This window comes from Streptomyces sp. NPDC090088 (assembly GCF_044747345.1).
In the GTDB taxonomy this organism is placed as follows: Bacteria; Actinomycetota; Actinomycetes; order Streptomycetales; family Streptomycetaceae; genus Streptomyces.
In genome coordinates this window covers 625,124-647,223 of record NZ_JBIVDZ010000002.1, presented here as the reverse complement: position 1 = coordinate 647,223, position 22,100 = coordinate 625,124, and the positions used below count along the sequence as shown (strand labels likewise).

Below are 22,100 nucleotides of genomic sequence, written 5' to 3'. Positions count from 1 at the left end.
CGGAGAACTGTGGGTCGACTGTGCGTCAGACGGCCGAACCGGCCTTCCAGTCGGCCCAGTTCATGTTCCAGCCGTTGAGACCGTTGTCGGGGGAGACGGTCTTGTCGCCGGTGTTGGAGACGACCACGACGTCACCGACGATCGAGTGGGTGTACATCCAGTAGGCGGGCGTGCTGGTGTCGTTGGCGCCCTTGGTGTCGGACAGGCCGACACAGCCGTGACTGGTGTTCACCGCGCCGAAGACGGACTTGGCGCCCCAGTAGTTGCCGTGCAGGAAGGTGCCGGAGCTGGTGAGGCGGATGGCGTGCGGCACGTCCTTGATGTCGTACTCGCCCTTGCCGTCGCTGTCGGTGAAGCCCACGGTCGCGCCGTTCATGCGCGTCTCCTTGTACTTCTCCGACATCACCATGATGCCCTGGTAGGTCTTGTTCTCCGGGGAGCCGGCCGAGATCGGGATGGTCTTGACGACCTTGCCGTCCTGGGTGACCTTCATCTGCTTGGTCTTGGCGTCGACGTAGGAGATCTGGTTGCGGCCGATGTGGAAGGTGACCGTCTTCTGCTGCACACCGTAGACACCGGAGGCGCCCTCGACACCGTCGAGCGCCAGCTTCAGCGTGACGGTGGAGTTCGCCTTCCAGTAGTCCTCGGGGCGGCAGTCCATGCGCTGGGTGGAGAACCAGTGGCAGGCGACCTCCTGGCCGCTGCTGGAGGTGACGGTGACGGCCTTCTGGACGGCGGCCTTGTTGGTGATCGCCTTGTCGAAGTTGATCGACACGGGCATGCCGACGCCGACCGTGGAGCCGTCGTCCGGGGTGAAATAGCCTATGAAGCTGTTGGACGGCGAGACCGTGGTGAACGAGGCGTTCTCGTGGGCGACCAGGCCGGCGGAGTCCTTGGCCTCGGCGGCGACCTTGTAGGTGGTGGACCGCTCCAGCTGGGCGGAGGGCTTCCAGCTCGTCTTGTCGGCGGACAGCGCGCCGGCGACCGTCTTGCCGTCGGCGGCGGTCATGGTGACACCGGTGAGGGTGCCCTTGCTGACCGTGACCGCGGCGGAGTTGTTGATGGACGCGCCGCTGGAACCGTCCTTGGGTGTGATGGTGATCTGCGCCTGGGAGGACTTCTTGGCCGCGGCCTCGTCCGCCTGGGTCTGCGAGGTCTCACCGCTGCCGGACGCCTTGTCGTCGCTGCCGGAACACGCCGTGAGCACCAGAACACCGCCGAGCAGTGCGGACGCGGCCACCAGGCCCTTGCGCCGCTTACTGTCCGTCATCACACGCTTCTCCATCGTTGCCGAGTCCGCGAACACACCGGAAATCCCCGTCAAGAACCTTCAACGCCACGACCGTGCCGTCCCGTTCCACATTCTTCGGATCTGTGGGGCACACCACGTCCGCCGGGGCGGCTGGTGCGGCAGGGACCGGTCCGCGCGTCCTCCGAGACGACGAAACCCCGGACGGCGGTTGCCGTCCGGGGCCACAGGTTCCCCGGATCGCTCAGCCGATGCCGACCTCTTCTTCGTCGTCGCGCTCGCCATCATCCTCGTCGAGATCCCAGTCCGGCGAATCCGGATCGTAGGAAATCCGCTCGCTGGACCAGGAGGCCTGCTGGAGATCGACTCCCGGCACCTCGCTGACCAGGTCGAACGGATCGACGAGATAGGCGAGGGCCTCGGCGGTGTCTTCCGTCACAGCCGCCTCGGCGTGGGCCCGCTCCTCGCCCGGCAGGTCGGGGTCGTCGGCGATCCGCAGCAGCGCCGCCTTGGTGACCGCGTCGATGTCCTCCACCTCGACGACCAGCTCCACCCGAAGCCGTACAAAACGTGATGTCTCTGGAGTGCTCATGCCCGGAGCGTACGACTGAAACCTCCCGTGACTTTCCCGTGACCCGCGACTTTCACTAACATCGCCTCACACGGCCAATTCGCCAGCGTCACAAGGGGATCGATATTCCGTGTCATCCGCTCGCCGCTCGTTGCTGACCGCCACCGCCGCAGGCACCCTGCTGTGCGCGCTGTGGTTCGTCCCGTCCGCCAACGCGTCCCAGGACTCCACGGCGAGAACCGGCACGTCGGAGAGTACGGCGGCCACGGTCACCCAGCAGGCCAAGGCGCTGTCCGAGGCCACCACCGAGGCGACCGGGGACGCCACCCGGCTCGCCGACACCGGCAGCCCGGACACCACCCCGTACGTCGTCGGCGGCACCCTTTTCCTCGCCGTCGGCGCGGGCTTCGTGGTCTATTCGGTCCGCCGGGAACGGCTGGAATTTTAAATAACTTGACCTTCCTTTGACCGCGGACTCACAGTCCTCTCATGAAGAGATCATCGGGCGTGCGGATCCGCGCCCTCGCCGTCGGCGGCACGCTGTCCCTCGCCCTCATCGCGGGCTGCTCCGAAGGGAGTTCGAAGGACACGGACTCCGCGGGCTCCGCCCCCTCGGTGCGGGCGCTGAGCACCGCGCAGCTGAAGCAGCGGATCCTCACGCAGGACGAGGTGGACGGCTACAAGGTCAACGCCGTCGGCGAGGCCGCGCCGGGCAGGAACGGCATCAGGAGCAGCGACGCGAAGTGCCGCCCGCTCGCCTACGTCCTCACCGGCCTCGCCCCGGCCGCCCCGGTCACGGAGATCGGCCGCACGGTACGCGAGGACAAGAAGGACCCGACCGACGACGCGACCTCCCTCGACGACCTGGCCGACGGCACGTTCGAGTCCTCCCTCAAGGACTCGATGAACCTGGACATCACGTCCCTCGACCTCTCGTCGTACGACGGAGACGGCGCCGAACAGGCCCTCAAGGCCCTCTCCACAGCGGTCGAATCCTGCGCGACCGGCTTCACCGGCGGCACCTCCGACGACGAGCAGAAGGTCACGAAGGTGACGGCGACGAAGCCGTCCGGCACCGGCGACGAGTCGGTCGCCTTCACCGCGATCACCGACATGGACGGCGACAAGGCCCCGCTCCACGCCGAGGTGGTCCGCCACGGCAACACCCTCGCGACGTACTTCACGATGAACATCGGCGCGATGATGGCCGACAAGACCTACACGGTGCCGACGGCAGTGATCAAGGCGCAGTCGGCGAAGCTGGGCTGAGCGCCCCGCAGGGGCGCGGGGCTGTATCGATATGCGGCTGCCGCCGCGTGGGCGCGACCAGCCCCCGCGCCCCCGCGCCCGACGAACTACCGCAACGGCCCGGTGACCGTCTCCGCCGCCGCCACGAGGTCGCCGCCCCGCACGAACTCCTCCGCCGCGGCGAGGTCCGGCGCCAGGTACCGGTCCGGCCCAGCCCCCCGTACCCCCGCGGAGCGCGCCGCCTCGATCACCGCCTGGGACGCCGGTGCCGGCGTCAGCCCTTCCCGCAGCTCGATCGCGCGGGTCGCCGCGTACAGCTCGACCGCGACGATCCGCGCCAGATTCCCCACGGTGGTCCGCAGCTTGCGCGCCGCCGACCACCCCATGGACACGTGGTCCTCCTGCATCGCCGAGGAGGGGATCGAGTCGGCCGACGCCGGAACGGCGAGCCGCTTCATCTCGCTCACCAGCGCCGCCTGCGTGTACTGGGCGATCATCAGCCCGGAGTCGACACCCGCGTCGTCCGCGAGGAACGGCGGCAGCCCATGGCTGCGGTTCTTGTCCAGCAGCCGGTCCGTGCGCCGCTCGGCGATGGACCCGAGGTCGGCCGCCGCGATGGCGAGGAAGTCGAGGACGTAGGCGACCGGCGCGCCATGGAAGTTGCCGTTGGACTCGACCCGCCCGTCGGGCAGGACGACCGGGTTGTCGACGGCGGAGGCCAGCTCCCGCTCGGCGACCAGCCGGGCGTGCGCGAGCGTGTCCCGCCCGGCCCCGGCGACCTGCGGAGCACACCGCACCGAGTACGCGTCCTGGACGCGCGGCGCGTCGTCCTGGTGGTGCCCGGTGAGCTGCGAACCCTTGAGTACGGCCAGCATGTTGGCGGCGCTGTCGCCCTGCCCCGGGTGCGGGCGGATCGCGTGCAGCTCGGGCGCGAGCACCTTGTCCGTGCCGAGCAGCGCCTCCAGGCTCAACGCGGCGGTGATGTCGGCGGACTTGTACAGCATGTCCAGGTCGGCGAGGGCCATCACCAGCATGCCGAGCATGCCGTCGGTGCCGTTGAGGAGGGCGAGGCCTTCCTTCTCGCGCAGCTCGACGGGCGCGATCCCGTGCTCGGCCAGCAGCTCGCCCGCGGGCCGTACGACCCCGTCCGGGCCCTCGGCCTCCCCCTCGCCCATGAGTGTCAGCGCACAGTGCGACAGCGGGGCCAGGTCGCCGGAGCAGCCCAGCGAGCCGTACTCGTGGACGACCGGGGTGATCCCGGCGTTCAGCACGTCGGCCATGGTCCGGGCGACCTCGGGGCGCACACCGGTGTGGCCGGAGCAGACGGTCTTCAGGCGCAGGAACATCAGGGCCCGGACGACCTCGCGCTCGACCCGCGGCCCCATGCCGGCGGCGTGCGAGCGGACGATGTTGCGCTGCAGCTGGGCCCTCAGTTCCGGACTGATGTGCCGGGTCGCGAGGGCGCCGAAGCCGGTGCTGACGCCGTAGACCGGTTCCGGCTTGGCCGCCAGCGCGTCCACGATCTCGCGGGCCGCCGCGAGCGCCGCGACCGCCTCCGCGGACAGTTCGATCCGGGCGCCGCCGCGCGCCACGGCGAGAACGTCGGACGCGGTGACACCGGACGTCCCCACCACCACAGTGTGCATATCCATATTCAGGAGCGTACGCATTGAATGCAGCTGCTGTCACTAGTGGGGTACGGGGTTGCCCCTTACTTCTCCCTGACGTCTACGTCACAGCCCCCGGCGCCCGCGGAAGCTGCGCCGCTCGGCCCGCTCCGGCGGAGGCGCGTCGGCCAGCCGTACGACCGGATCGTCCGGGCCCTCCCGGCCCGCCACCACCGGCCGGTCCGCGCGCAGCGCCTTCGCCCGGTACTGGGCCGCGTCCGCGAGCCGGAACAGACGGCGGGCGGAGCGCACCGGCCCGATCGGGTCCGCGGTCGAGGCGACCCCGCAGGCGACCCCCTCGCCGAACTCCAGCTCCCCGGCCCGGCGGCAGAGTTCGTCGGCCGCCTTGACCACGTCGTCGGCCGGCGGGCCGACCGCCAGCAGACAGAACTCGTCCCCGCCGAGCCGCGCCGCGAGCGCGCCCGGGAGCATCGCCCCGCACAGGGACAGCACCGAGCCGAACCGCTCCAGCAGACGGTCGCCGACGGCGTGCCCCTGACTGTCGTTCACCCTCTTCAGCCCGTTGAGGTCACAGACCACGAGACTGACCACGGCCCCTTCGGCGCGGTGCCGTTCGACCGCCTCGTCGAGACGGACGTCGACCGCCCGGCGGTTGGCGAGCCCGGTCAGCGCGTCGGTGTACGCGAGCCGGCGGGCCTCCTCCAGCTGCTCGGTCTGCGCGATCCCGGCGGCGACGACGGAGGCGAGCACGGTGGCGAAGTCGGCGTCGCCGCGGCCGAAGACGGGGGCGCGGACGGCGCGGGCCACATACAGCTCGCCCCAGGCCCTGCCGTGCAGCACGATCGGGGCGACCAGACAGCAGCCGCGGCCCCTGCGGCGCAGGGCGGCGACGCGCTGGTGCGAGTAGCCGGGGCGGCCGGCGGCGGGACCCTCGGCCGTCTCGACCCAGGCGTTGGGACCGCCGCCGCCCGCCCAGCGTTCGTGCAGAAACTCGGTGATCTCCGGGAACTGATGCACCGGATAGGCCTCGGCCTCCGGGAACTCCTCCTCGCCCGGGGCGCGCTCGCCGACGTTCACCAGGACCCGGAGCCGGCCGAGCTCGCGCTCCCAGACGGAGAGCGCGGCGAAGCTGCCGTCGAGGGCGCGGCAGGCGCCGGCGGCGGCGGCGCGCCAGCACTCACGTGGGGTGTGAGCGGCGGCCATGCCCTGCGCCAGCGTCACTACGGCGGCGAGCCGGTTGTCATCACCCATTACTCCAGGTTAGGGATGGTTTGGATGATTTGGGGCGTGGGTGCGGCGAACAGGTGTTGCGGCTGCGGGCCGGTGGGGGCTGGTCGCGCAGTTCCCCGCGCCCCTTACGGGGCGCTTCACTCACCCGGCCACTCCGGGCGCCGCTTCTCGTTGAAGGCGGCGACGCCCTCCGCGCGGTCGCCGGAGAAGGCGACGGCTCGCCAGGCCGCGTCCTCGACCTCCAGGCCGGTGCGCAGGTCAAGGCCGTGGCCGAGGCGCAGGGCCCGCTTCGCCGCGCGGAGGCCGACCGGGGAGTTGGCGGCCATCCGCGCGGCCAGCGCCAGGGCCTCCTCGCGGTCGCGGCCCGCCTCCACCAGCTGGTCGACCAGGCCCAGCTCGTGTGCCTCGGCGGCCTCCACCCGGCGGGCGGAGAAGATCAGCTCGGCCGCGCGGGCCGCGCCGACGCGGCGGGGCAGCAGCTGTGTGCCGCCGCCGCCCGGGATCACGCCGACCGACACCTCGGGCAGGCCCACCACGGCGGTGTCGTCGGCCACGATCACATCGCAGGACAGGGCCAGTTCGAAGCCGCCGCCGAGCGCGTAGCCGTGCACGGCGGCGATCGTCGGCATGGGCAGCTCCAGGACGCCGGTGTACGTCCCGCGCGACAGCGGCCGGGACCGGAGCAGCTCCGCGTCGGTCATCCCGTTGCGCTCCTTCAGGTCCGCGCCGACGCAGAACGCCCGCTCGTGCGAGGACGTCACCACCACCACGCGCGCGTCCCGGTCGGCGCCGAGCGCGGCGCACGCGGCGATGACCGAGCGGGCCATCGCCATCGACACCGCGTTCATGGCCTTGGGCCGGTCCAGTACGAGCTCCGCGACGTGACCGTGCCGCCGTACCAGCACGAACTCCCCGTACCGCTCCTCGCTCATGTCACCCTCCGCTCGACGCATCCACCAGTTAACGCTTGTTAACTCCCCGATCATCGCAGCCGGGGCGGCCCCGGGGAAAGGGGCACCGGCCGGTCCCGTGCCCCTCGCGTCCCCTCGTTCGGGTGACATCCCGGGAGACTCCCGGCGCAGGCCCCACAGCAGCGCATAACGTGCGCTCGCCACAGCGCGTCGGAGGCGCGCGCCGGGAGCGAAGGTGCGGGGAGGGAAGCGTCATGACGGGAATGTCCGCAGTCGGCCGCCGGGGACGTCATCGCAAGCCCCGGCCGCGCAAGGTGATGCTCGCCGCCGGCGGGCTGGCGCTGGCCGCCGGTGTGCTGAGCCTCGTACGGATGACACCGGACGGCGGCGTCGTCGGGGGGCCCGGCGCCGCGGAGGCCGAACCCCGGCTCGATCCGACCGCGCACGCCACGGACCGTCCGGTGAACACGGCGGCGACCCTCGGCGCGGCCCCCACGGCCCCGCCCTCGGCGACCACCCTCCTGGACAGCGAGCGCCCCACCCCGACGGCCACGCCCCGCACCGCACCGTCACCGACGGCCTCCCCGACCGCCCTGCCCGGCGCGACCACGGTCCCGACCACCATCCCGACGGGCCCGGCCCGCCCGACGAGCCCACCGTCGGCACCGGCCACCACCACCCCGCCGGCCACACCCACTCCGGCCCCGGCCCCGAGCACCCAGCAGCCCGGCGACGGCGTCTGCCTGCCGATCGTCGGCCTGTGCGTGAACCCGCTGCCGCAGTCCGCCGGCCACGGCTAGGGCCCGGGGCGGCCCACGAGGGCTACGGCTCGCCGTCGCGGCGGGTGAGGAGCCAGGGCTCCACGACGCCCAGGCCACGGACCGGGCGCTGCCACATCGGCTGGAGGGCGAAGCGGTACGTCGGGGGCTCCTCGCCCTCCTTCTCGGCGGCGGCCGCGGCCTCGGCGGCCTCCGCCTCCGAGGCGGGCGCCTCACCGCTGCGGATCAGTTCCTCGGCGAAGGCGGAGTCGACCAGGACGGCGTCCCGGGGGGCTATGGAGGTCAGCCGGGAGGCGAGGTTCACCGTCGTACCGAAGACATCGCCCATTCGGGTGGTCACCGTGCCGAAGGCCATGCCGACGCGGAGCTCCGGCATCGTCTCGTCGTGCGCCATGGTCTCGACGAGGCGCAGCGCGATGTCGGCGGCGATACCGGCGTCGTCGGCGGCGTAGAGGACCTCGTCGCCCAGGGTCTTGATGAGCCGGCCGCCGCGGGCCGCGACCAGGTCGGCTGCGGTGGTCTCGAAGGCCTCGACCAGTTCGCCGAGCTCCTCCTCCTCCATCCGGCGGGTCAGCCGCGTGAACCCGACGAGGTCGGCGAAGCCGACGGCCAGCCGGCGGTCGACCATCTCCTCGTCGTCGGTGGCCTGCACGACCCGGCCGGCCGAGGCGGCGAGCTGGCGGCGCCACACGTAGACGAGGAACTCCTCCAGCTCGGGCAGGAGCAGTTCGACGATCGGGTACGTGACCTCGGTACGGGTCATGCCCGGCTCGGGCGGCTCGGTCAGGCCCTCCAGGAAGGAATCCATCTGCCACTCGGCCAGACGGGCGGTGGTCTGCCCGGTCGACCGCGCCACCTGCACGGCCATGGCCTCGCTGAGCAGGCCCGCCTCGACGAGACCGGCGAGCCGGCGCAGCGCCAGTACGTCGGCCTCGGTCAGCGCCTTGGCCTGCCCGATGTCGGCGAAGCCCATCGCCCGCCAGAACCTCGACGCCAGCTCCATGGAGACGCCGGCGCTGCGGGCGGCCTGGAAAGGGGTGTAACGGCGGTCGGCCCCGAGGATCAGGCCTTCGAGGCGCAGCGCGAGCGGGTCCTCGCCGGAGTCGGCGGCGTCCGCGCCCTCGCCGGAGCCCGTGTCGTCGACGGTCACGCCTGCTGCCCTTCCGATCTACCGCGGTCGCATACCGACCGGCCTCAACTCTACGGCAGCTGTGCGGTAGCTCACTTCGTGAGGTAAGCCGACATTGGGGTGGTGGGGGTGGAGTTTCGGGGTGCGGGTGGGTGGGGGCTGGTCGCGCCCACGCGGCGGAGCCGCACATGCATACAGCCCCGCGCCCCTTACGGGGCACTCCGCAAGTGGACGATGTCGCCCGCCCCCACCGGTTCCCGGACGCCGGTGCCCGTCGCGATCACCAGTCTTCCGTCGCCGTCGATCGCCACCGCCTCCCCGACCACCGACCGGTCGCCGGGCAGCTCGGCCCGGACCGTGCGGCCCAAGGTCGCGCAGCCTGCCGCGTAGGCCGCCTGGAGGCCGCTGGCGGCCGGGTCGCCGCCTGCCGCGCGCCAGCGCCCGTACCAGTCCTCCAGGGAGCGCAGGACGGCTCGCAGCAGGGTCTCGCGGTCGGTGCTGACCGCGTCGGCCAGGGCCAGTGACCCCGCCTGCGGGACGGGCAGTTCCTCGGCGCGGAGCGAGACGTTGATGCCGACGCCGACGACCACACCGTCCTCGCCGGCCCGCTCCGCGAGGATGCCGCCGGTCTTGCGTTCCTCGTCACCCACGGTGACCAGGAGGTCGTTCGGCCACTTGAGTGCCGTGTCGACGCCCGCCGCCCGCGCCAGCCCCGTCGCCACGGCCACCCCGGTCAGCAGCGGCAGCCACCCCCACCGGGCCACCGGCACCTCGGCCGGCTTGAGCAGCACCGAGAAGAACAGGCCCGAGCGGGCCGGCGCCGTCCACTGCCGGTCCAGGCGGCCGCGCCCCGCCGTCTGCTCCTCGGCGACCAGCACCGCCCCCTCGTCCGCGCCGCCCGCGAGTGCCCGCGCCACGAGGTCGGAGTTGGTGGAGCCGGTGCGCTGCACGACCTCGACGTCGCAGTAGAGCCCCTCGTGCCCGCCGTCCCGCACCAGGGCCCGGCGCAGCCCGGCACCGTTGAGCGGTGGACGGTCCAGGTCGGACCAGCGATTGTTGTTCTCGTCTGCTGCATCTCGCGGCGTCATGCAAGCCACCCTAGGTGTGGTGTACGCCGCACCGCCGTTTGGTAGGCACCCCACTACTCTACGAATGAGTAACCGTCCCCCCTTTTGAGCAGGCAGGGAGCCGCATCCCGATGTCCGAGCCGGAAGAGATCGACATTCACACGACCGCGGGGAAGCTCGCGGATCTCCAGCGTCGTGTCCACGAGGCGACACACGCCGGTTCGGAGCGCGCCGTCGAAAAGCAGCACGCCAAGGGCAAACTGACGGCCCGTGAGCGGATCGAGCTGCTCCTCGACGAGGACTCCTTCGTGGAGTTGGACGAGTTCGCCCAGCACCGCTCCAGCAACTTCGGCCTGGACAAGAACCGCCCCTACGGCGACGGCGTCGTCACCGGGTACGGCACCGTCGACGGCCGCCCCGTCGCCGTCTTCTCCCAGGACTTCACCGTCTTCGGCGGCGCCCTCGGCGAGGTCTACGGCCAGAAGATCGTCAAGGTGATGGACTTCGCCCTGAAGACCGGCTGCCCGGTCATCGGCATCAACGACTCCGGCGGCGCCCGCATCCAGGAAGGCGTCGCCTCGCTGGGCGCCTACGGCGAGATCTTCCGCCGCAACACCCACGCCTCCGGCGTGATCCCGCAGATCAGCCTGGTCGTCGGCCCCTGCGCCGGCGGTGCGGTGTACTCCCCCGCCATCACCGACTTCACGGTCATGGTCGACCAGACGTCCCACATGTTCATCACCGGCCCCGACGTCATCAAGACCGTCACCGGCGAGGACGTCGGCTTCGAGGAACTCGGCGGCGCCCGCACCCACAACTCGGTCTCCGGCGTCGCCCACCACATGGCGGGCGACGAGAAGGACGCCGTCGAGTACATCAAGCAGCTGCTGTCCTACCTGCCGTCCAACAACCTCTCCGAGGCCCCGGTCTTCCCCGAGGAGGCCGACCTCGCGGTCACCGCCGAGGACCTGGAGCTGGACACCCTGGTCCCGGACAGCGCGAACCAGCCGTACGACATCCACACGGTGCTCGAACACGTCCTCGACGACGCCGAGTTCTTCGAGACGCAGTCGCTGTTCGCCCCGAACATCGTCACCGGCTTCGGCCGCGTCGAGGGCCACCCGGTGGGCATCGTCGCCAACCAGCCGATGCAGTTCGCCGGCTGCCTGGACATCAAGGCGTCCGAGAAGGCGGCCCGCTTCGTCCGCACCTGCGACGCCTTCAACGTCCCGGTCCTCACCTTCGTCGACGTCCCGGGCTTCCTCCCCGGCGTCGACCAGGAGCACGACGGCATCATCCGCCGCGGCGCCAAGCTCATCTACGCCTACGCCGAGGCCACCGTCCCCCTGATCACCGTCATCACCCGCAAGGCCTTCGGCGGCGCCTACGACGTCATGGGCTCCAAGCACCTGGGCGCCGACCTCAACCTCGCCTGGCCCACCGCCCAGATCGCCGTCATGGGCGCCCAGGGCGCCGTCAACATCCTGCACCGCCGCACGATCGCCGAGGCGGAGGCGAACGGCGAGGACGTCGAGGCCGTCCGGGCCCGCCTGATCCAGGAGTACGAGGACACCCTCCTCAACCCCTACACGGCGGCCGAACGCGGCTACGTCGACGCCGTCATCATGCCCTCCGACACCCGCCGCCACATCGTCAAGGGCCTGCGCCAGCTCCGCACCAAGCGCGAGTCCCTCCCGCCCAAGAAGCACGGCAACATCCCCCTGTAAGGAGCCGCTGTGACGATCAAAGTCATACGGGGCAACCCCACCCCCGAGGAGCTGGCCGCCGCACTCGCGGTCGTAAGGGCCCGGGCAGCCGCCATGGCCGCCACCCCCACCGGCCCCGCGACAACAAGGGACGCCTGGTCCGACCCGAGCCGCATCGCCCAGCACCGGGTACCGCGCCCGGGCACCAGCGCATGGACCCGCACCTACTGGCCGGCCTAGCTGCCAGACACCCAGGGGCGCGGGGCTGTATCAATGTGCGGCTCCGCCGCGTGGGCGCACAGAAGAGGAACCCCGTCCACCAATTTGAGTACCCCTACTCAGGCGCCCACCCCCGGCCGAGCCGCACGCTGGTGACATGCTGTGGTCGGACCCTGATGACGAGCCGCCGAAGGAACTGCGAGACATGCAGAACACCCTCCGGCGGCTCGGCGTCCTCCTGGCCCTGGCCATGCTGCTGGCGATGATCGTGCTCGGCGTGAGGTGAGAACCCCCCTGCCGGCCCCCACCGATACGCTGGCGCCATGCGCAGACTCGTCCTCGCTTCCCAGTCCCCCGCCCGGCTGAACCTCCTGCGCCAGGCAGGCCTCGCCCCCGAGGTGATCGTCAGCGGTGTCGACGAGGACGCCGTCACCGCCCCCACCCCGGCCGACCTGGCCCTCGCCCTCGCCGAGGCCAAGGCCTCCGTCGTCGCCGCCCGTCCGGACGTCCAGGGCGCGATCGTCATCGGCTGCGACTCCGTGCTCGACCTCGACGGCCAGGCCCTCGGCAAGCCGGCGGACGCCGAGGAGGCGACCGCCCGCTGGAAGGCCATGCGGGGCCGCGCGGGCACCCTGCAGACCGGGCACTGCGTCTGGGACACGACGGCCAAGCGGTACGTGTCGGCGACCGCGTCCACCGTCGTCCGGTTCGGCGAGCCCTCCGACGAGGAGATCGCCGCGTACGTCGCCTCGGGCGAACCCCTCTACGTGGCGGGGGCGTTCACCCTGGACGGCCGCAGCGCGCCGTTCATCGACGGCATCGACGGCGACCACGGCAACGTGATCGGCATCAGCCTGCCCCTGGTCCGCCGGCTGCTGGCCGACCTGGGCATCGGCATCACGGAGTTGTGGGCGCCGGCGGAGTGACCGGCGCGGCGGGCGGCGCGTCCTTCGGCACCGGCTCCGGCTCTGGTGCCGGTGCCGGGCCGCCGTCCTCCGAGCCCGAGCCCGAGTCCGGGGCGTCCGCGCCCTCACCGGTGTCGCCCCCGCCCGCGTCGCCCCCGGCGGCCGCCACCGCCCCGTTCTCACGGTCGTACGTCATCAGCAGCAGCACGACGAGCGCGAGGACGACGACCATGTACAGGAAGGCCTTCCAGCCGACCAGGCCCCAGGCCACCGCGCCCAGCAGGCCGTGGACGACCGCCACGCTGATCAGCAGGACCCGGCCGAGGCCGGCGGGCGCGCGGTTGCGGATGGCGACCAGCAGGGCCACCAGCGCGCACAGCGCGAAGTAGAGGCCGAAGACCACGCCGCCGATCTTCGCGGACATCGACATCTTGTCCGGGTCGAGGCCGGCCATCGACATGTTCTGCCGGTCGACGACCACCCCCATGAACCAGTTGAGTGCCGCGATCCCGAGCGCCTCGGCGAGGAGTACGACCGCCACGATCCACGCCACCGGTCTGCGCACCACCGGTCCCCACCCACTTTCGTCCCCGACCCGCTGCGAGCCGGTGTTACTTGAAGTTCGTTCAAGACATCGCGAACGCTACTAACGGGTAAACCGGGGGACAAGGGTCCGGGCGGCAGCAAAGATTCGTTGGGCCATTCGTAGGGACTCAACAAAGAAACGCTGTGGGGCGCGGCACGCTCTCACAGAGACCTTGAGCACATCGCGGGGCTAGGGTTTTCCGAAGGAGTCCTGCGTACCTCGGTGCGACAAGGGCTTTCGCGGGTCGGGCGAGCCTCGCATCACGCTCCGTGTGGGCAAGCTCACCATTGGGGACGGGTCGAAGTGCCGTGTCGGCAGTCCCTAAACTCGGCTTGTTTCAAGGAGGGAGCCTCAATCGTGCGCAAGGTGCTCATCGCCAACCGTGGCGAAATCGCTGTCCGCGTGGCCCGGGCCTGCCGGGACGCTGGAATCGCGAGCGTGGCCGTCTATGCGGATCCGGACCGTGACGCTCTGCATGTCCGCGCCGCGGATGAGGCGTTCGCCCTGGGCGGTGACACCCCGGCCACCAGCTATCTGGACATCGACAAGGTCCTGAACGCGGCGCGTGAGGCGGGGGCGGACGCCGTTCACCCGGGCTACGGCTTCCTCTCGGAGAACGCCGAGTTCGCGCAGGCGGTCCTGGACGCGGGTCTGACGTGGATCGGCCCGCCGCCGCAGGCCATCCGTGATCTGGGTGACAAGGTGGCGGCCCGTCATATCGCCCAGCGGGCCGGTGCCCCGCTGGTGGCCGGTACCCCCGATCCGGTCTCCGGCGCCGACGAGGTCGTCGCGTTCGCCGCCGAGCACGGTCTGCCGATCGCCATCAAGGCGGCCTTCGGCGGCGGCGGGCGCGGCCTGAAGGTCGCCCGGACCCTCGAAGAGGTCCCCGAGCTGTACGAGTCCGCGGTGCGTGAGGCGGTGGCCGCGTTCGGGCGTGGCGAGTGCTTCGTCGAGCGCTACCTGGACCGCCCCCGGCACGTGGAGACCCAGTGCCTGGCCGACAAGCACGGCAACGTGGTCGTCGTCTCCACCCGCGACTGCTCGCTACAGCGCCGTCACCAGAAGCTGGTGGAGGAGGCGCCCGCGCCGTTCCTGTCCGAGGCGCAGGTCGACGAGCTGTACCGGGCGTCCAAGGCCATCCTCAAGGAGGCCGCCTACGAGGGCGCCGGTACGTGTGAGTTCCTGGTCGGGCAGGACGGCACGATCTCCTTCCTGGAGGTCAACACCCGCCTCCAGGTCGAGCACCCGGTGACCGAGGAGGTCGCGGGCATCGACCTGGTCCGCGAGATGTTCCGGATCGCCGACGGCGAACCACTCGGCTACGACGACCCGGCCCTGCGCGGGCACTCCTTCGAGTTCCGGATCAACGGCGAGGACCCCGGCCGCAACTTCCTCCCCGCCCCCGGCACCGTCACCCGCTTCGACGCGCCCTCGGGGCCCGGTGTCCGCCTGGACGCGGGCGTCGAGGCCGGCAGCGTGATCGGCCCGGCCTGGGACTCCCTCCTCGCCAAGCTGATCGTGACCGGCCGCACCCGCGCCGAGGCCCTCCAGCGGGCCGCCCGCGCGCTGGACGAGTTCCAGGTCGAGGGCATGGCCACCGCCATCCCCTTCCACCGCGTCGTCGTCCGCGACCCGGCGTTCGCGCCCGAGCTCACCGGCTCCGAGGACCCGTTCACGGTCCACACCCGCTGGATCGAGACCGAGTTCGTCAACGAGATCAAGCCCTTCGCCGCCCCGGCCGACGCCGAGGCCGAGGAGGACAACGGCCGTGAGACGGTCGTCGTCGAGGTCGGCGGCAAGCGCCTGGAGGTCTCCCTCCCCGCGTCCCTGGGCATGACCCTGGCCCGCACCGGCCTGGCCGCCGGCGCCAAGCCGAAGCGCCGGGCCGCGAAGAAGTCCGGCCCGGTCGCCTCCGGCGACACCCTCGCCTCGCCCATGCAGGGCACGATCGTCAAGGTCGCCGTCGAGGAGGGCCAGGAGGTCAAGGAGGGCGACCTGATCGTCGTCCTCGAAGCGATGAAGATGGAACAGCCGCTCAACGCGCACAAGGCCGGCACCGTCAAGGGCCTCGCCGCCGAGGTCGGTGCCTCCCTCACCTCCGGCGCCGTGATCTGCGAGATCAAGGACTGACGACGCCCCGCACCGCATCGCCCGGCGAACGGCATCCGACCGTTCGCCGGGCGCCGAGTTCTCCGGAACGGCCCATGCGCGCCGACGCCCGCCGCAACCACGACCGGCTGCTCGCCGAGGCCCGCACCGTGTTCGCCGAACACGGCACCGACGCCTCGCTGGAGGACGTGGCCCGCCGGGCGGGCGTGGGCATCGGCACCCTCTACCGCCACTTCCCCAACCGGCACGCCCTGATGAGCGCGGTCTTCGAGGGCGCGGTGAACGAACTTCTGGACCGGGCGCGGGAGTTGGAGTCGGCTTCCCACCCCTGCCAGGCCCTGCTGACCTGGCTGCACGAGGTGGTCGTCCACGCGGCCGAGTACCGGGGCCTGTCGAAGGCCCTGATGTCGGCGTCCTCGGACTCGGCCCTGTCCCGCTGCGGCACCCCGATGACGGAGGCGGGTACGGCTCTGCTGACCCGCGCTCAGGAGGCGGGGACGGTACGGCCGGACGTGCGGATCGGTGACCTCCTCCGACTCACCCACGCCATCGCCCTGGCAGTGGAGGAGTCACCCGGAGACCCGGATCTGGCGGACAGACTGCTACAGCTGACGCTGCGAGGACTGACCTGAGGGGCGCGCGCCCTCAGCGCCGCCGGAGATCGGCGACCCGCGCCCGCTCGGCCCCCGTAGGCGGCTCTCCGAGCACCGAGGCCGAGCGCAGCCCGTTCCCCGGCACCTGGCCCCGCCGCGGCCCCGGCAGGGACACGTCCCGACGCTGTTGATGCTGTTGCTGGCGCGTCGGGACCTGATCACCCCCCGGGTTTCCGGACGCCCCGGCCACGGCGATCTGCACCCCCTGGTCGGCGAGGGCCTGAAGCTCGGTGGCGGCACGGTCGTCATGAGCCGGCGGCTCGTCCGTGACCAGCCGGGTGATGAGATCGGTCGGCACGGTCTGGAACATCGTGTCCGTACCGAGCTTGGTGTGGTCGGCGAGGACGACCACCTCCGCGGCGGCCTGCACCAGCGCCCTGTCCACCGAGGCGGACAGCATGTTGGACGTGGAGAGCCCCCGCTCGGCGGTCAGGCCGCTGCCCGACAGGAAGGCCTTCGACACGCGCAGCCCCTGCAGGGACTGCTCCGCGCCGGAGCCCACGAGGGCGTAGTTGGACCCGCGGAGCGTTCCGCCGGTCATCACGACCTCGACCCGGTTGGCATGGGCCAGCGCCTGCGCCACCAGCAGCGAGTTGGTGACGACGGTGAGTCCGGGAACTCTCGCCAGCCGGCGCGCGAGCTCCTGTGTGGTGGTCCCCGCTCCGACCACGATGGCCTCGCCCTCTTCGACGAGACCCGCGGCGAGATCGGCGATGGCCGTCTTCTCGGCGGTCGCGAGATGAGATTTTTGCGGAAAGCCGGACTCCCGCGTGAACCCGCCCGGCAGTACCGCACCGCCGTGCCGGCGGTCGAGGAGTCCTTCTGCCTCCAGTGCGCGCACGTCCCGCCGTACGGTCACTTCTGAGGTCTGGACGACGCGGGCGAGCTCACGGAGCGACACGGCCCCGTTCGCTCGCACCATTTCGAGGATCAATTGGCGACGTTCTGCAGCGAACACGAAACTGACAGTAACCCCAACGACCGTCTGCTTTCAGCAGTTTGCGCCGAATAGCAGAAGTTGTTCGCACAGCAGGGTCAGAAGTGGTATAGAGCCCAGACCGGCCGACTATGCCGTACGCATGCTCGACAACTCCCCGTGACCAGCGGGGAGTCGGTTCCGGCCGTCAGAGTTCGCTGCCGGTCTTCCGGGTGTGCAACTGACGTGCGACCTCCGCGATCGACCCCGAAAGGGACGGATACACGGTGAACGCGTTCGCGATCTGTTCGACCGTCAGATTGTTGTCGACGGCGATCGAGATCGGATGGATCAGCTCCGAAGCCCGGGGCGACACGACCACACCGCCCACGATGATCCCCGTCCCCGGCCGGCAGAACAGCTTCACGAAGCCGTCCCGGATGCCCTGCATCTTCGCGCGCGGGTTGCGCAGCAGCGGCAGCTTCACCACGCGGGCATCGATCTTCCCGGCGTCCACGTCCGCCTGCGTGTAGCCCACCGTCGCGATCTCCGGGTCGGTGAACACGTTCGACGAGACGGTCTTCAGGTTCAGCGGCGCCACCGCGTCACCCAGGAAGTGGTACATGGCGATCCGCCCCTGCATGGCGGCCACCGACGCGAGAGCGAAGACACCGGTCACGTCACCGGCCGCATACACGCCCGGCGCGCTCGTCCGGCTCACCTTGTCGGTCCAGATGTGCCCGGAGTCGCGCAGCTTGACGCCCGCCTCCTCCAGCCCCAGCCCCGCACTGTTCGGAATGGCACCGACGGCCATCAGGCAGTGCGTGCCGCTGATGACCCGCCCGTCCGCGAGCGTGACCTCGACCCGGTCCCCCACCCTCTTCGCCGCGGCCGCACGCGACCGGGCCATCACGTTCATCCCGCGCCGCCGGAAGACGTCCTCCAGCACCGCGGCCGCGTCCGGGTCCTCACCGGGCAGCACGCGGTCCCGCGACGACACCAGCGTGACCTTCGACCCCAGCGCCTGGTAGGCACCCGCGAACTCGGCGCCGGTCACACCGGACCCGACCACGATGAGTTCCTCGGGCAGCTCGGTCAGGTCGTACACCTGCGTCCAGTTCAGGATCCGCTCGCCGTCGGGCAGCGCGTCGGGCACCTCCCGCGGATGCCCACCGGTGGCGATCAGCACCGCGTCCGCGACGAGGGTCTCCTGGCTCCCGTCCGCCGCGCTGACGACGATCTTCCGCGACCCGTCCAGGGCCTGCATGCCCTCCAGCCGCCCCCGCCCCCGCATGACCCGCGCACCCGCACGCGTCACCGAGGCGGTGATGTCATGCGACTGCGCCAGCGCCAGCCGCTTCACCCGCCGGTTGACCTTCCCCAGGTCGACCCCCACCACCCGAGCGGCCTGCTCCAGCGGCGGAGTGTCATCGGCGACGATGATCCCCAGCTCTTCGTACGACGAATCGAAGGTCGTCATGACCTCGGCCGTAGCGATAAGGGTCTTCGACGGCACACAGTCGGTCAGCACCGACGCTCCGCCCAGACCGTCGCAGTCGACGACGGTCACCTCCGCGCCGAGCTGCGCGGCCACCAGCGCCGCTTCATAGCCGCCGGGTCCGCCACCGATGATCACGATCCGAGTCACGTACTCCATTGTCCCGCACGCTTCAAGGTGCTACTGCCCGGGGGCGCCCTGGGACGGGAGTGACCCATGGGACGGCTGCCGTACTCTCTCCCCATGTCGTCGCTCTACGCCGCCTACGCCGGCAATCTCGACGCGCGGCTGATGTCCCGCCGCGCCCCGCACTCCCCCCTGCGCGCCACCGGATGGCTGAACGGTTGGCGGCTGACCTTCGGCGGCGAGCACATGGGCTGGGAAGGCGCGCTGGCGACGATCGTCGAGGACCCGATGTCCCAGATCTTCGTCGGCCTCTACGACATCGCCCCGCCGGACGAGGAGTCCATGGACCGCTGGGAGGGCGTGGCCATGGGCATCTACCGCCGCGCCCGCGTACGCGTCCACACACTGGAGGGCGAGGAGACGGCCTGGCTCTACGTCCTCAACGGCTACGAGGGCGGCCTCCCCTCCGCCCGCTACCTCGGCGAGATCGCCGACGCGGCCGAGTCCGCGGGCGCCCCCCACGACTACGTGATGGAACTCCGCAAGCGCCCCTGCTGAAGCCGCACAGACCATCCACAGCCGACACAAAGGTCACCTGCGTCACACCGCTCGTTGGAAACGACAAGACAACGATCGCCATCCCGTGAGCTCCGTCATCTACGCGCGTAGGCCCGGACCGGCTACTCTCATCCGCGTGAACGCATCTCTTCTTCCGGACGACATCCAGGGCGACCCCCACGCCGCCGCCGACGCGGCCGCCGCTCGCCTGCGCGAGCTCACGGGCGCCGACACCCACGACGTCGCCCTCGTGATGGGCTCCGGCTGGGCTCCGGCCGTCGACGCCCTGGGCGCCGCCGACGCCGAGTTCCAGGTCACCGAGCTGCCCGGCTTCCCGCCGCCGGCCGTCGAGGGGCACGGCGGCACGATCCGCTCGTACGCCATCGGTGACAAGCGCGCGCTGGTCTTCCTCGGCCGCACGCACTACTACGAGGGCCGGGGCGTCGCCGCCGTCGCACACGGCGTGCGCACCGCCGTCGCCGCCGGCTGCAAGACGATCGTCCTCACCAACGGCTGCGGCGGCCTCCGCGAGGGCATGCGCCCCGGCCAGCCCGTCCTGATCAGCGACCACATCAACCTGACGGCGACCTCCCCCATCGTCGGCGCCAACTTCGTCGACCTCACCGATCTCTACTCCCCCCGCCTGCGCGCCCTGTGCAAGGAGATCGACCCCTCCCTCGAAGAGGGCGTCTACGCCCAGTTCCCCGGCCCGCACTACGAGACCCCGGCCGAGATCCGCATGGCCCGCGTGATCGGCGCGGACCTGGTGGGCATGTCGACGGTCCTCGAGGCGATCGCCGCGCGCGAGGCGGGCGCCGAGGTCCTGGGCATCTCCCTCGTCACGAACCTCGCCGCCGGCATGACGGGCGAGCCCCTCAACCACGAGGAGGTCCTCCAGGCGGGCCGGGACAGCGCAGCGCGGATGGGTTCGCTGCTGGCGCAGGTACTCGGCAGGCTCTGAAGGACGCCGTAGGGGGTGCCACGTTCGGCCGTAGGCGTCTGCGGGTCCGTAGTGGCTGGTCGCGCGCCCCTGACGGGGCGCTGAAGTCCCCCCTGTCGTCCCCCCTGACGCGGCGCGGGCGCACGCGGCGGGAAGGGGACGGGGTGGGGGGGTGTCCGCCCGCAGCGGTCGGCGTCGATCGTCGTTCACGATTCGAGATGCGTCATCGCCGGCCCGAGGACGGACACCCCCCCCCCCCCCCCCCCCCCCCCCCCCCCCCCCCCCCCGCCCCGGCCCCGACTCCCCACCCCCCGTAGGCGCTACGCCCGCCCCCACCGAAGCCGCACAGGCGCCGCAGGCACCCACACGAGACCTGGAGACCCGACCGTGCAAGACGATCTCATCGCCCGGGCCAGGACCTGGCTCGCCGAGGACCCCGACCCGGACACCCGCGACGAGCTGGCCAAGCTCATCGACGCCGCCGACCTCACCGAACTGTCGGCCCGCTTCAGCGGCACCCTCCAGTTCGGCACCGCCGGCCTCCGCGGCGAACTCGGCGCCGGCCCGATGCGCATGAACCGCGCCGTAGTGATCCGCGCCGCGGCCGGTCTCGCCGCCTACCTCAAGACCCGGGGCCAGGGCACCGGCCTCGTCGTGATCGGCTACGACGCCCGCCACAAGTCCGCCGACTTCGCCCGCGACACCGCCGCGGTCATGACCGGCGCCGGCCTCCGCGCCGCCGTCCTCCCCCGCCCCCTCCCCACCCCGGTCCTGGCCTTCGCCATACGGCACCTGGGCGCGGTGGCCGGCGTGGAGGTCACCGCCAGCCACAACCCGCCCCGCGACAACGGCTACAAGGTCTACCTCGGCGACGGCTCCCAGATCGTGCCCCCCGCCGACGCCGAGATCGCCGCCGAGATCCAGGCGATCGCGAGCCTCCACGACGTCCCCCGCCCGGACGCCGGCTGGGAAACCCTCGACGACGCCGTCCTGGAGGCCTACCTGGCCCGCACGGACGCCGTCCTGTCCCCCGGCTCCCCCCGCACCGCCCGCACCGTCTACACGGCCATGCACGGCGTCGGCAAGGACACCCTCCTCGCCGCCTTCGCCCGCGCCGGCTTCCCCGCCCCCGCCCTCGTCGCCGAACAGGCCGACCCGGACCCGGACTTCCCCACCGTCGCCTTCCCCAACCCGGAAGAGCCCGGCGCGATGGACCTCTCCTTCGCGAAGGCCCGCGAGAGCGACCCCGACCTGATCATCGCCAACGACCCGGACGCCGACCGCTGCGCCGCCGCCGTCAAGCAGGACGGCGAGTGGCGCATGCTCCGCGGCGACGAGGTCGGCTCCCTGCTCGCCGCCCACCTGGTCCGCCGCGGCGCGACCGGCGTGTTCGCCGAGTCGATCGTCTCCTCCTCCCTCCTCGGCCGTATCGCCGAGAAGGCGGGCCTCCCCTACGAGGAGACCCTCACCGGCTTCAAGTGGATCGCCCGCGTCGACGGCCTGCGCTACGGCTACGAGGAGGCCCTCGGCTACTGCGTCGACCCCGACGGCGTCCGCGACAAGGACGGCATCACCGCGGCCCTCCTGATCACCGAACTGGCCTCGGTCCTCAAGGAGGAGGGGCGCACCCTCCTCGACCTCCTCGACGACCTCGCCGTCGAGCACGGTCTGCACGCCACCGACCAGCTCTCGGTCCGCGTCCAGGATCTCTCCCTCATCGCGGCCGCCATGCGCCGCCTCCGCGAGCAGCCTCCCACCGCACTGGCGGGCCTCCCCGTCACCAAGGCCGAGGATCTCACCCAGGGCACCGACACCCTGCCCCCCACCGACGGCCTCCGCTACACCCTCACCGGCGCCCGGGTCATCGTCCGCCCCAGCGGCACCGAGCCCAAGCTGAAGTGCTACCTGGAAGTGGTCGTCCCCGTGACCGGCCACGACGCCCTGCCCAAGGCCCGCGAGCAGGCCACCGCCCTCCTCACGTCGCTCAAGCACGACCTGTCGGCCGCGGCCGGCATCTGACGCACCGTGGGGTGCCCCCGACCCGGGGCACCCCACCCGATGCTCAGCCCGCC

General features: G+C 71.6%; 22 protein-coding genes. 12 read left to right on the top strand and 10 right to left on the bottom strand.

The genetic code is table 11. From position 1 onward, the window contains the following. Positions 1 to 25: 25 nt before the first annotated feature. A complete protein-coding gene (locus ACIPSJ_RS11690; protein WP_401345266.1) occupies positions 26 to 1,270 on the bottom strand; it encodes an Ig-like domain-containing protein in 1,245 nt (414 codons plus the stop codon). 223 nt (positions 1,271 to 1,493) lie between these two features. After that, positions 1,494 to 1,841, bottom strand: a complete 348-nt coding sequence (locus ACIPSJ_RS11685) for a hypothetical protein (RefSeq protein ID WP_359222265.1) — start codon at positions 1,839 to 1,841, stop codon at positions 1,494 to 1,496. Positions 1,842 to 1,950: 109 nt separating this feature from the next. Between ACIPSJ_RS11685 and ACIPSJ_RS11680 the strand changes: the two genes are divergently transcribed. Both ACIPSJ_RS11680 and ACIPSJ_RS11675 read left to right on the top strand, forming a co-directional pair. Next, on the top strand, positions 1,951 to 2,268 hold the full coding sequence (locus tag ACIPSJ_RS11680; RefSeq protein WP_401345264.1) for an LAETG motif-containing sortase-dependent surface protein: 318 nt from the start codon (positions 1,951 to 1,953) through the stop codon (positions 2,266 to 2,268). Between the two features lie 41 nt (positions 2,269 to 2,309). Next, the gene (locus ACIPSJ_RS11675; RefSeq protein WP_359222268.1) at positions 2,310 to 3,089 is read left to right on the top strand and encodes a hypothetical protein; all 780 of its coding nucleotides are present in this window, start codon (positions 2,310 to 2,312) and stop codon (positions 3,087 to 3,089) included. Positions 3,090 to 3,175: 86 nt separating this feature from the next. Here ACIPSJ_RS11675 and hutH read toward each other — a convergent pair whose 3' ends face one another. The 3 genes from hutH to ACIPSJ_RS11660 all read right to left on the bottom strand — a co-directional run bounded on the left by hutH (position 3,176) and on the right by ACIPSJ_RS11660 (position 6,858). Next, on the bottom strand, positions 3,176 to 4,714 hold the full coding sequence (hutH, locus tag ACIPSJ_RS11670) for a histidine ammonia-lyase (protein WP_401346222.1): 1,539 nt from the start codon (positions 4,712 to 4,714) through the stop codon (positions 3,176 to 3,178). An 87-nt stretch (positions 4,715 to 4,801) separates the two neighbouring features. Continuing rightward, positions 4,802 to 5,947 (bottom strand): diguanylate cyclase domain-containing protein, encoded by a 1,146-nt coding sequence (locus ACIPSJ_RS11665; protein ID WP_401345262.1) that lies wholly within the window; start codon positions 5,945 to 5,947, stop codon positions 4,802 to 4,804. 116 nt (positions 5,948 to 6,063) lie between these two features. Continuing rightward, the gene (locus ACIPSJ_RS11660; protein WP_401345260.1) at positions 6,064 to 6,858 is read right to left on the bottom strand and encodes an enoyl-CoA hydratase/isomerase family protein; all 795 of its coding nucleotides are present in this window, start codon (positions 6,856 to 6,858) and stop codon (positions 6,064 to 6,066) included. Between the two features lie 233 nt (positions 6,859 to 7,091). Here ACIPSJ_RS11660 and ACIPSJ_RS11655 point away from each other — a divergent pair, with 233 nt between their 5' ends. Then, the gene (locus tag ACIPSJ_RS11655; protein WP_401345258.1) at positions 7,092 to 7,637 is read left to right on the top strand and encodes a hypothetical protein; all 546 of its coding nucleotides are present in this window, start codon (positions 7,092 to 7,094) and stop codon (positions 7,635 to 7,637) included. Between the two features lie 22 nt (positions 7,638 to 7,659). On the opposite strand, the gene ACIPSJ_RS11650 is transcribed toward ACIPSJ_RS11655, so the two are convergent. Together ACIPSJ_RS11650 and ACIPSJ_RS11645 are read right to left on the bottom strand one after the other, a co-directional pair. Beyond that, a complete protein-coding gene (locus ACIPSJ_RS11650) occupies positions 7,660 to 8,766 on the bottom strand; it encodes an adenylate/guanylate cyclase domain-containing protein (RefSeq protein WP_355728792.1) in 1,107 nt (368 codons plus the stop codon). A 188-nt stretch (positions 8,767 to 8,954) separates the two neighbouring features. Continuing rightward, positions 8,955 to 9,833, bottom strand: a complete 879-nt coding sequence (locus ACIPSJ_RS11645; RefSeq protein WP_401345256.1) for a biotin--[acetyl-CoA-carboxylase] ligase — start codon at positions 9,831 to 9,833, stop codon at positions 8,955 to 8,957. Between the two features lie 110 nt (positions 9,834 to 9,943). Here ACIPSJ_RS11645 and ACIPSJ_RS11640 point away from each other — a divergent pair, with 110 nt between their 5' ends. The 4 genes from ACIPSJ_RS11640 (at position 9,944) to ACIPSJ_RS11625 (ending at position 12,663) form a co-directional block, all read left to right on the top strand. Then, on the top strand, positions 9,944 to 11,539 hold the full coding sequence (locus ACIPSJ_RS11640; RefSeq protein ID WP_359222272.1) for an acyl-CoA carboxylase subunit beta: 1,596 nt from the start codon (positions 9,944 to 9,946) through the stop codon (positions 11,537 to 11,539). 9 nt (positions 11,540 to 11,548) lie between these two features. Beyond that, the gene (locus tag ACIPSJ_RS11635) at positions 11,549 to 11,758 is read left to right on the top strand and encodes an acyl-CoA carboxylase epsilon subunit (RefSeq protein ID WP_401345254.1); all 210 of its coding nucleotides are present in this window, start codon (positions 11,549 to 11,551) and stop codon (positions 11,756 to 11,758) included. 136 nt (positions 11,759 to 11,894) lie between these two features. Continuing rightward, complete coding sequence (mmpB, locus tag ACIPSJ_RS11630) at positions 11,895 to 12,023, top strand: morphogenic membrane protein MmpB (RefSeq protein WP_355728804.1); 129 nt, start codon at positions 11,895 to 11,897, stop codon at positions 12,021 to 12,023. A gap of 37 nt (positions 12,024 to 12,060) precedes the next feature. Next, positions 12,061 to 12,663 (top strand): nucleoside triphosphate pyrophosphatase, encoded by a 603-nt coding sequence (locus ACIPSJ_RS11625; RefSeq protein ID WP_359222275.1) that lies wholly within the window; start codon positions 12,061 to 12,063, stop codon positions 12,661 to 12,663. Here the strand turns inward: ACIPSJ_RS11625 and ACIPSJ_RS11620 are convergent. Continuing rightward, positions 12,635 to 13,210 carry a hypothetical protein gene (locus ACIPSJ_RS11620; RefSeq protein ID WP_401345253.1) on the bottom strand — a complete coding sequence of 192 codons (576 nt, stop codon included), beginning with the start codon at positions 13,208 to 13,210 and terminating at the stop codon, positions 12,635 to 12,637. The genes ACIPSJ_RS11625 and ACIPSJ_RS11620 overlap by 29 nt on opposite strands. A gap of 375 nt (positions 13,211 to 13,585) precedes the next feature. On the opposite strand from ACIPSJ_RS11620, the gene ACIPSJ_RS11615 reads away from it, so the two are divergent. Continuing rightward, positions 13,586 to 15,358: an acetyl/propionyl/methylcrotonyl-CoA carboxylase subunit alpha gene (locus tag ACIPSJ_RS11615; protein ID WP_401345251.1), complete on the top strand. Its 1,773-nt coding sequence runs from the start codon at positions 13,586 to 13,588 to the stop codon at positions 15,356 to 15,358. 74 nt (positions 15,359 to 15,432) lie between these two features. Next, a complete protein-coding gene (locus ACIPSJ_RS11610; protein WP_401345249.1) occupies positions 15,433 to 15,969 on the top strand; it encodes a TetR/AcrR family transcriptional regulator in 537 nt (178 codons plus the stop codon). Positions 15,970 to 15,982: 13 nt separating this feature from the next. Here the strand turns inward: ACIPSJ_RS11610 and ACIPSJ_RS11605 are convergent, their stop codons facing one another. Next, positions 15,983 to 16,948, bottom strand: a complete 966-nt coding sequence (locus tag ACIPSJ_RS11605; RefSeq protein ID WP_355715527.1) for a DeoR/GlpR family DNA-binding transcription regulator — start codon at positions 16,946 to 16,948, stop codon at positions 15,983 to 15,985. 166 nt (positions 16,949 to 17,114) lie between these two features. After that, the gene (locus ACIPSJ_RS11600) at positions 17,115 to 18,563 is read right to left on the bottom strand and encodes an NAD(P)H-quinone dehydrogenase (protein ID WP_359218158.1); all 1,449 of its coding nucleotides are present in this window, start codon (positions 18,561 to 18,563) and stop codon (positions 17,115 to 17,117) included. Between the two features lie 84 nt (positions 18,564 to 18,647). Between ACIPSJ_RS11600 and ACIPSJ_RS11595 the strand changes: the two genes are divergently transcribed. The 3 genes from ACIPSJ_RS11595 to ACIPSJ_RS11585 all read left to right on the top strand — a co-directional run bounded on the left by ACIPSJ_RS11595 (position 18,648) and on the right by ACIPSJ_RS11585 (position 22,047). Then, complete coding sequence (locus tag ACIPSJ_RS11595; protein ID WP_365694784.1) at positions 18,648 to 19,088, top strand: gamma-glutamylcyclotransferase; 441 nt, start codon at positions 18,648 to 18,650, stop codon at positions 19,086 to 19,088. A gap of 136 nt (positions 19,089 to 19,224) precedes the next feature. Continuing rightward, positions 19,225 to 20,049 (top strand): purine-nucleoside phosphorylase, encoded by an 825-nt coding sequence (locus ACIPSJ_RS11590; protein ID WP_355715536.1) that lies wholly within the window; start codon positions 19,225 to 19,227, stop codon positions 20,047 to 20,049. A 366-nt stretch (positions 20,050 to 20,415) separates the two neighbouring features. Then, a complete protein-coding gene (locus tag ACIPSJ_RS11585) occupies positions 20,416 to 22,047 on the top strand; it encodes a phospho-sugar mutase (RefSeq protein ID WP_401345246.1) in 1,632 nt (543 codons plus the stop codon). The last annotated feature ends 53 nt before the right edge of the window (positions 22,048 to 22,100 follow it).

Bases quoted from the DNA above. Each gene is read 5' to 3' on its own strand.
- ACIPSJ_RS11655 (WP_401345258.1), top strand. From the start codon at position 7,092: ATGACGGGAATGTCCGCAGTCGGCCGCCGGGGACGTCATCGCAAGCCC.
- ACIPSJ_RS11595 (WP_365694784.1), top strand. From the start codon at position 18,648: ATGTCGTCGCTCTACGCCGCCTACGCCGGCAATCTCGACGCGCGGCTG.
- ACIPSJ_RS11625 (WP_359222275.1), top strand. From the start codon at position 12,061: ATGCGCAGACTCGTCCTCGCTTCCCAGTCCCCCGCCCGGCTGAACCTC.
- ACIPSJ_RS11610 (WP_401345249.1), top strand. From the start codon at position 15,433: ATGCGCGCCGACGCCCGCCGCAACCACGACCGGCTGCTCGCCGAGGCC.
- ACIPSJ_RS11645 (WP_401345256.1), bottom strand. From the start codon at position 9,833: ATGACGCCGCGAGATGCAGCAGACGAGAACAACAATCGCTGGTCCGAC.
- ACIPSJ_RS11600 (WP_359218158.1), bottom strand. From the start codon at position 18,563: ATGGAGTACGTGACTCGGATCGTGATCATCGGTGGCGGACCCGGCGGC.
- ACIPSJ_RS11660 (WP_401345260.1), bottom strand. From the start codon at position 6,858: ATGAGCGAGGAGCGGTACGGGGAGTTCGTGCTGGTACGGCGGCACGGT.
- mmpB (WP_355728804.1), top strand. From the start codon at position 11,895: ATGCTGTGGTCGGACCCTGATGACGAGCCGCCGAAGGAACTGCGAGAC.
- ACIPSJ_RS11690 (WP_401345266.1), bottom strand. From the start codon at position 1,270: ATGACGGACAGTAAGCGGCGCAAGGGCCTGGTGGCCGCGTCCGCACTG.
- ACIPSJ_RS11665 (WP_401345262.1), bottom strand. From the start codon at position 5,947: ATGGGTGATGACAACCGGCTCGCCGCCGTAGTGACGCTGGCGCAGGGC.
- hutH (WP_401346222.1), bottom strand. From the start codon at position 4,714: ATGCACACTGTGGTGGTGGGGACGTCCGGTGTCACCGCGTCCGACGTT.
- ACIPSJ_RS11685 (WP_359222265.1), bottom strand. From the start codon at position 1,841: ATGAGCACTCCAGAGACATCACGTTTTGTACGGCTTCGGGTGGAGCTG.
- ACIPSJ_RS11640 (WP_359222272.1), top strand. From the start codon at position 9,944: ATGTCCGAGCCGGAAGAGATCGACATTCACACGACCGCGGGGAAGCTC.
- ACIPSJ_RS11675 (WP_359222268.1), top strand. From the start codon at position 2,310: ATGAAGAGATCATCGGGCGTGCGGATCCGCGCCCTCGCCGTCGGCGGC.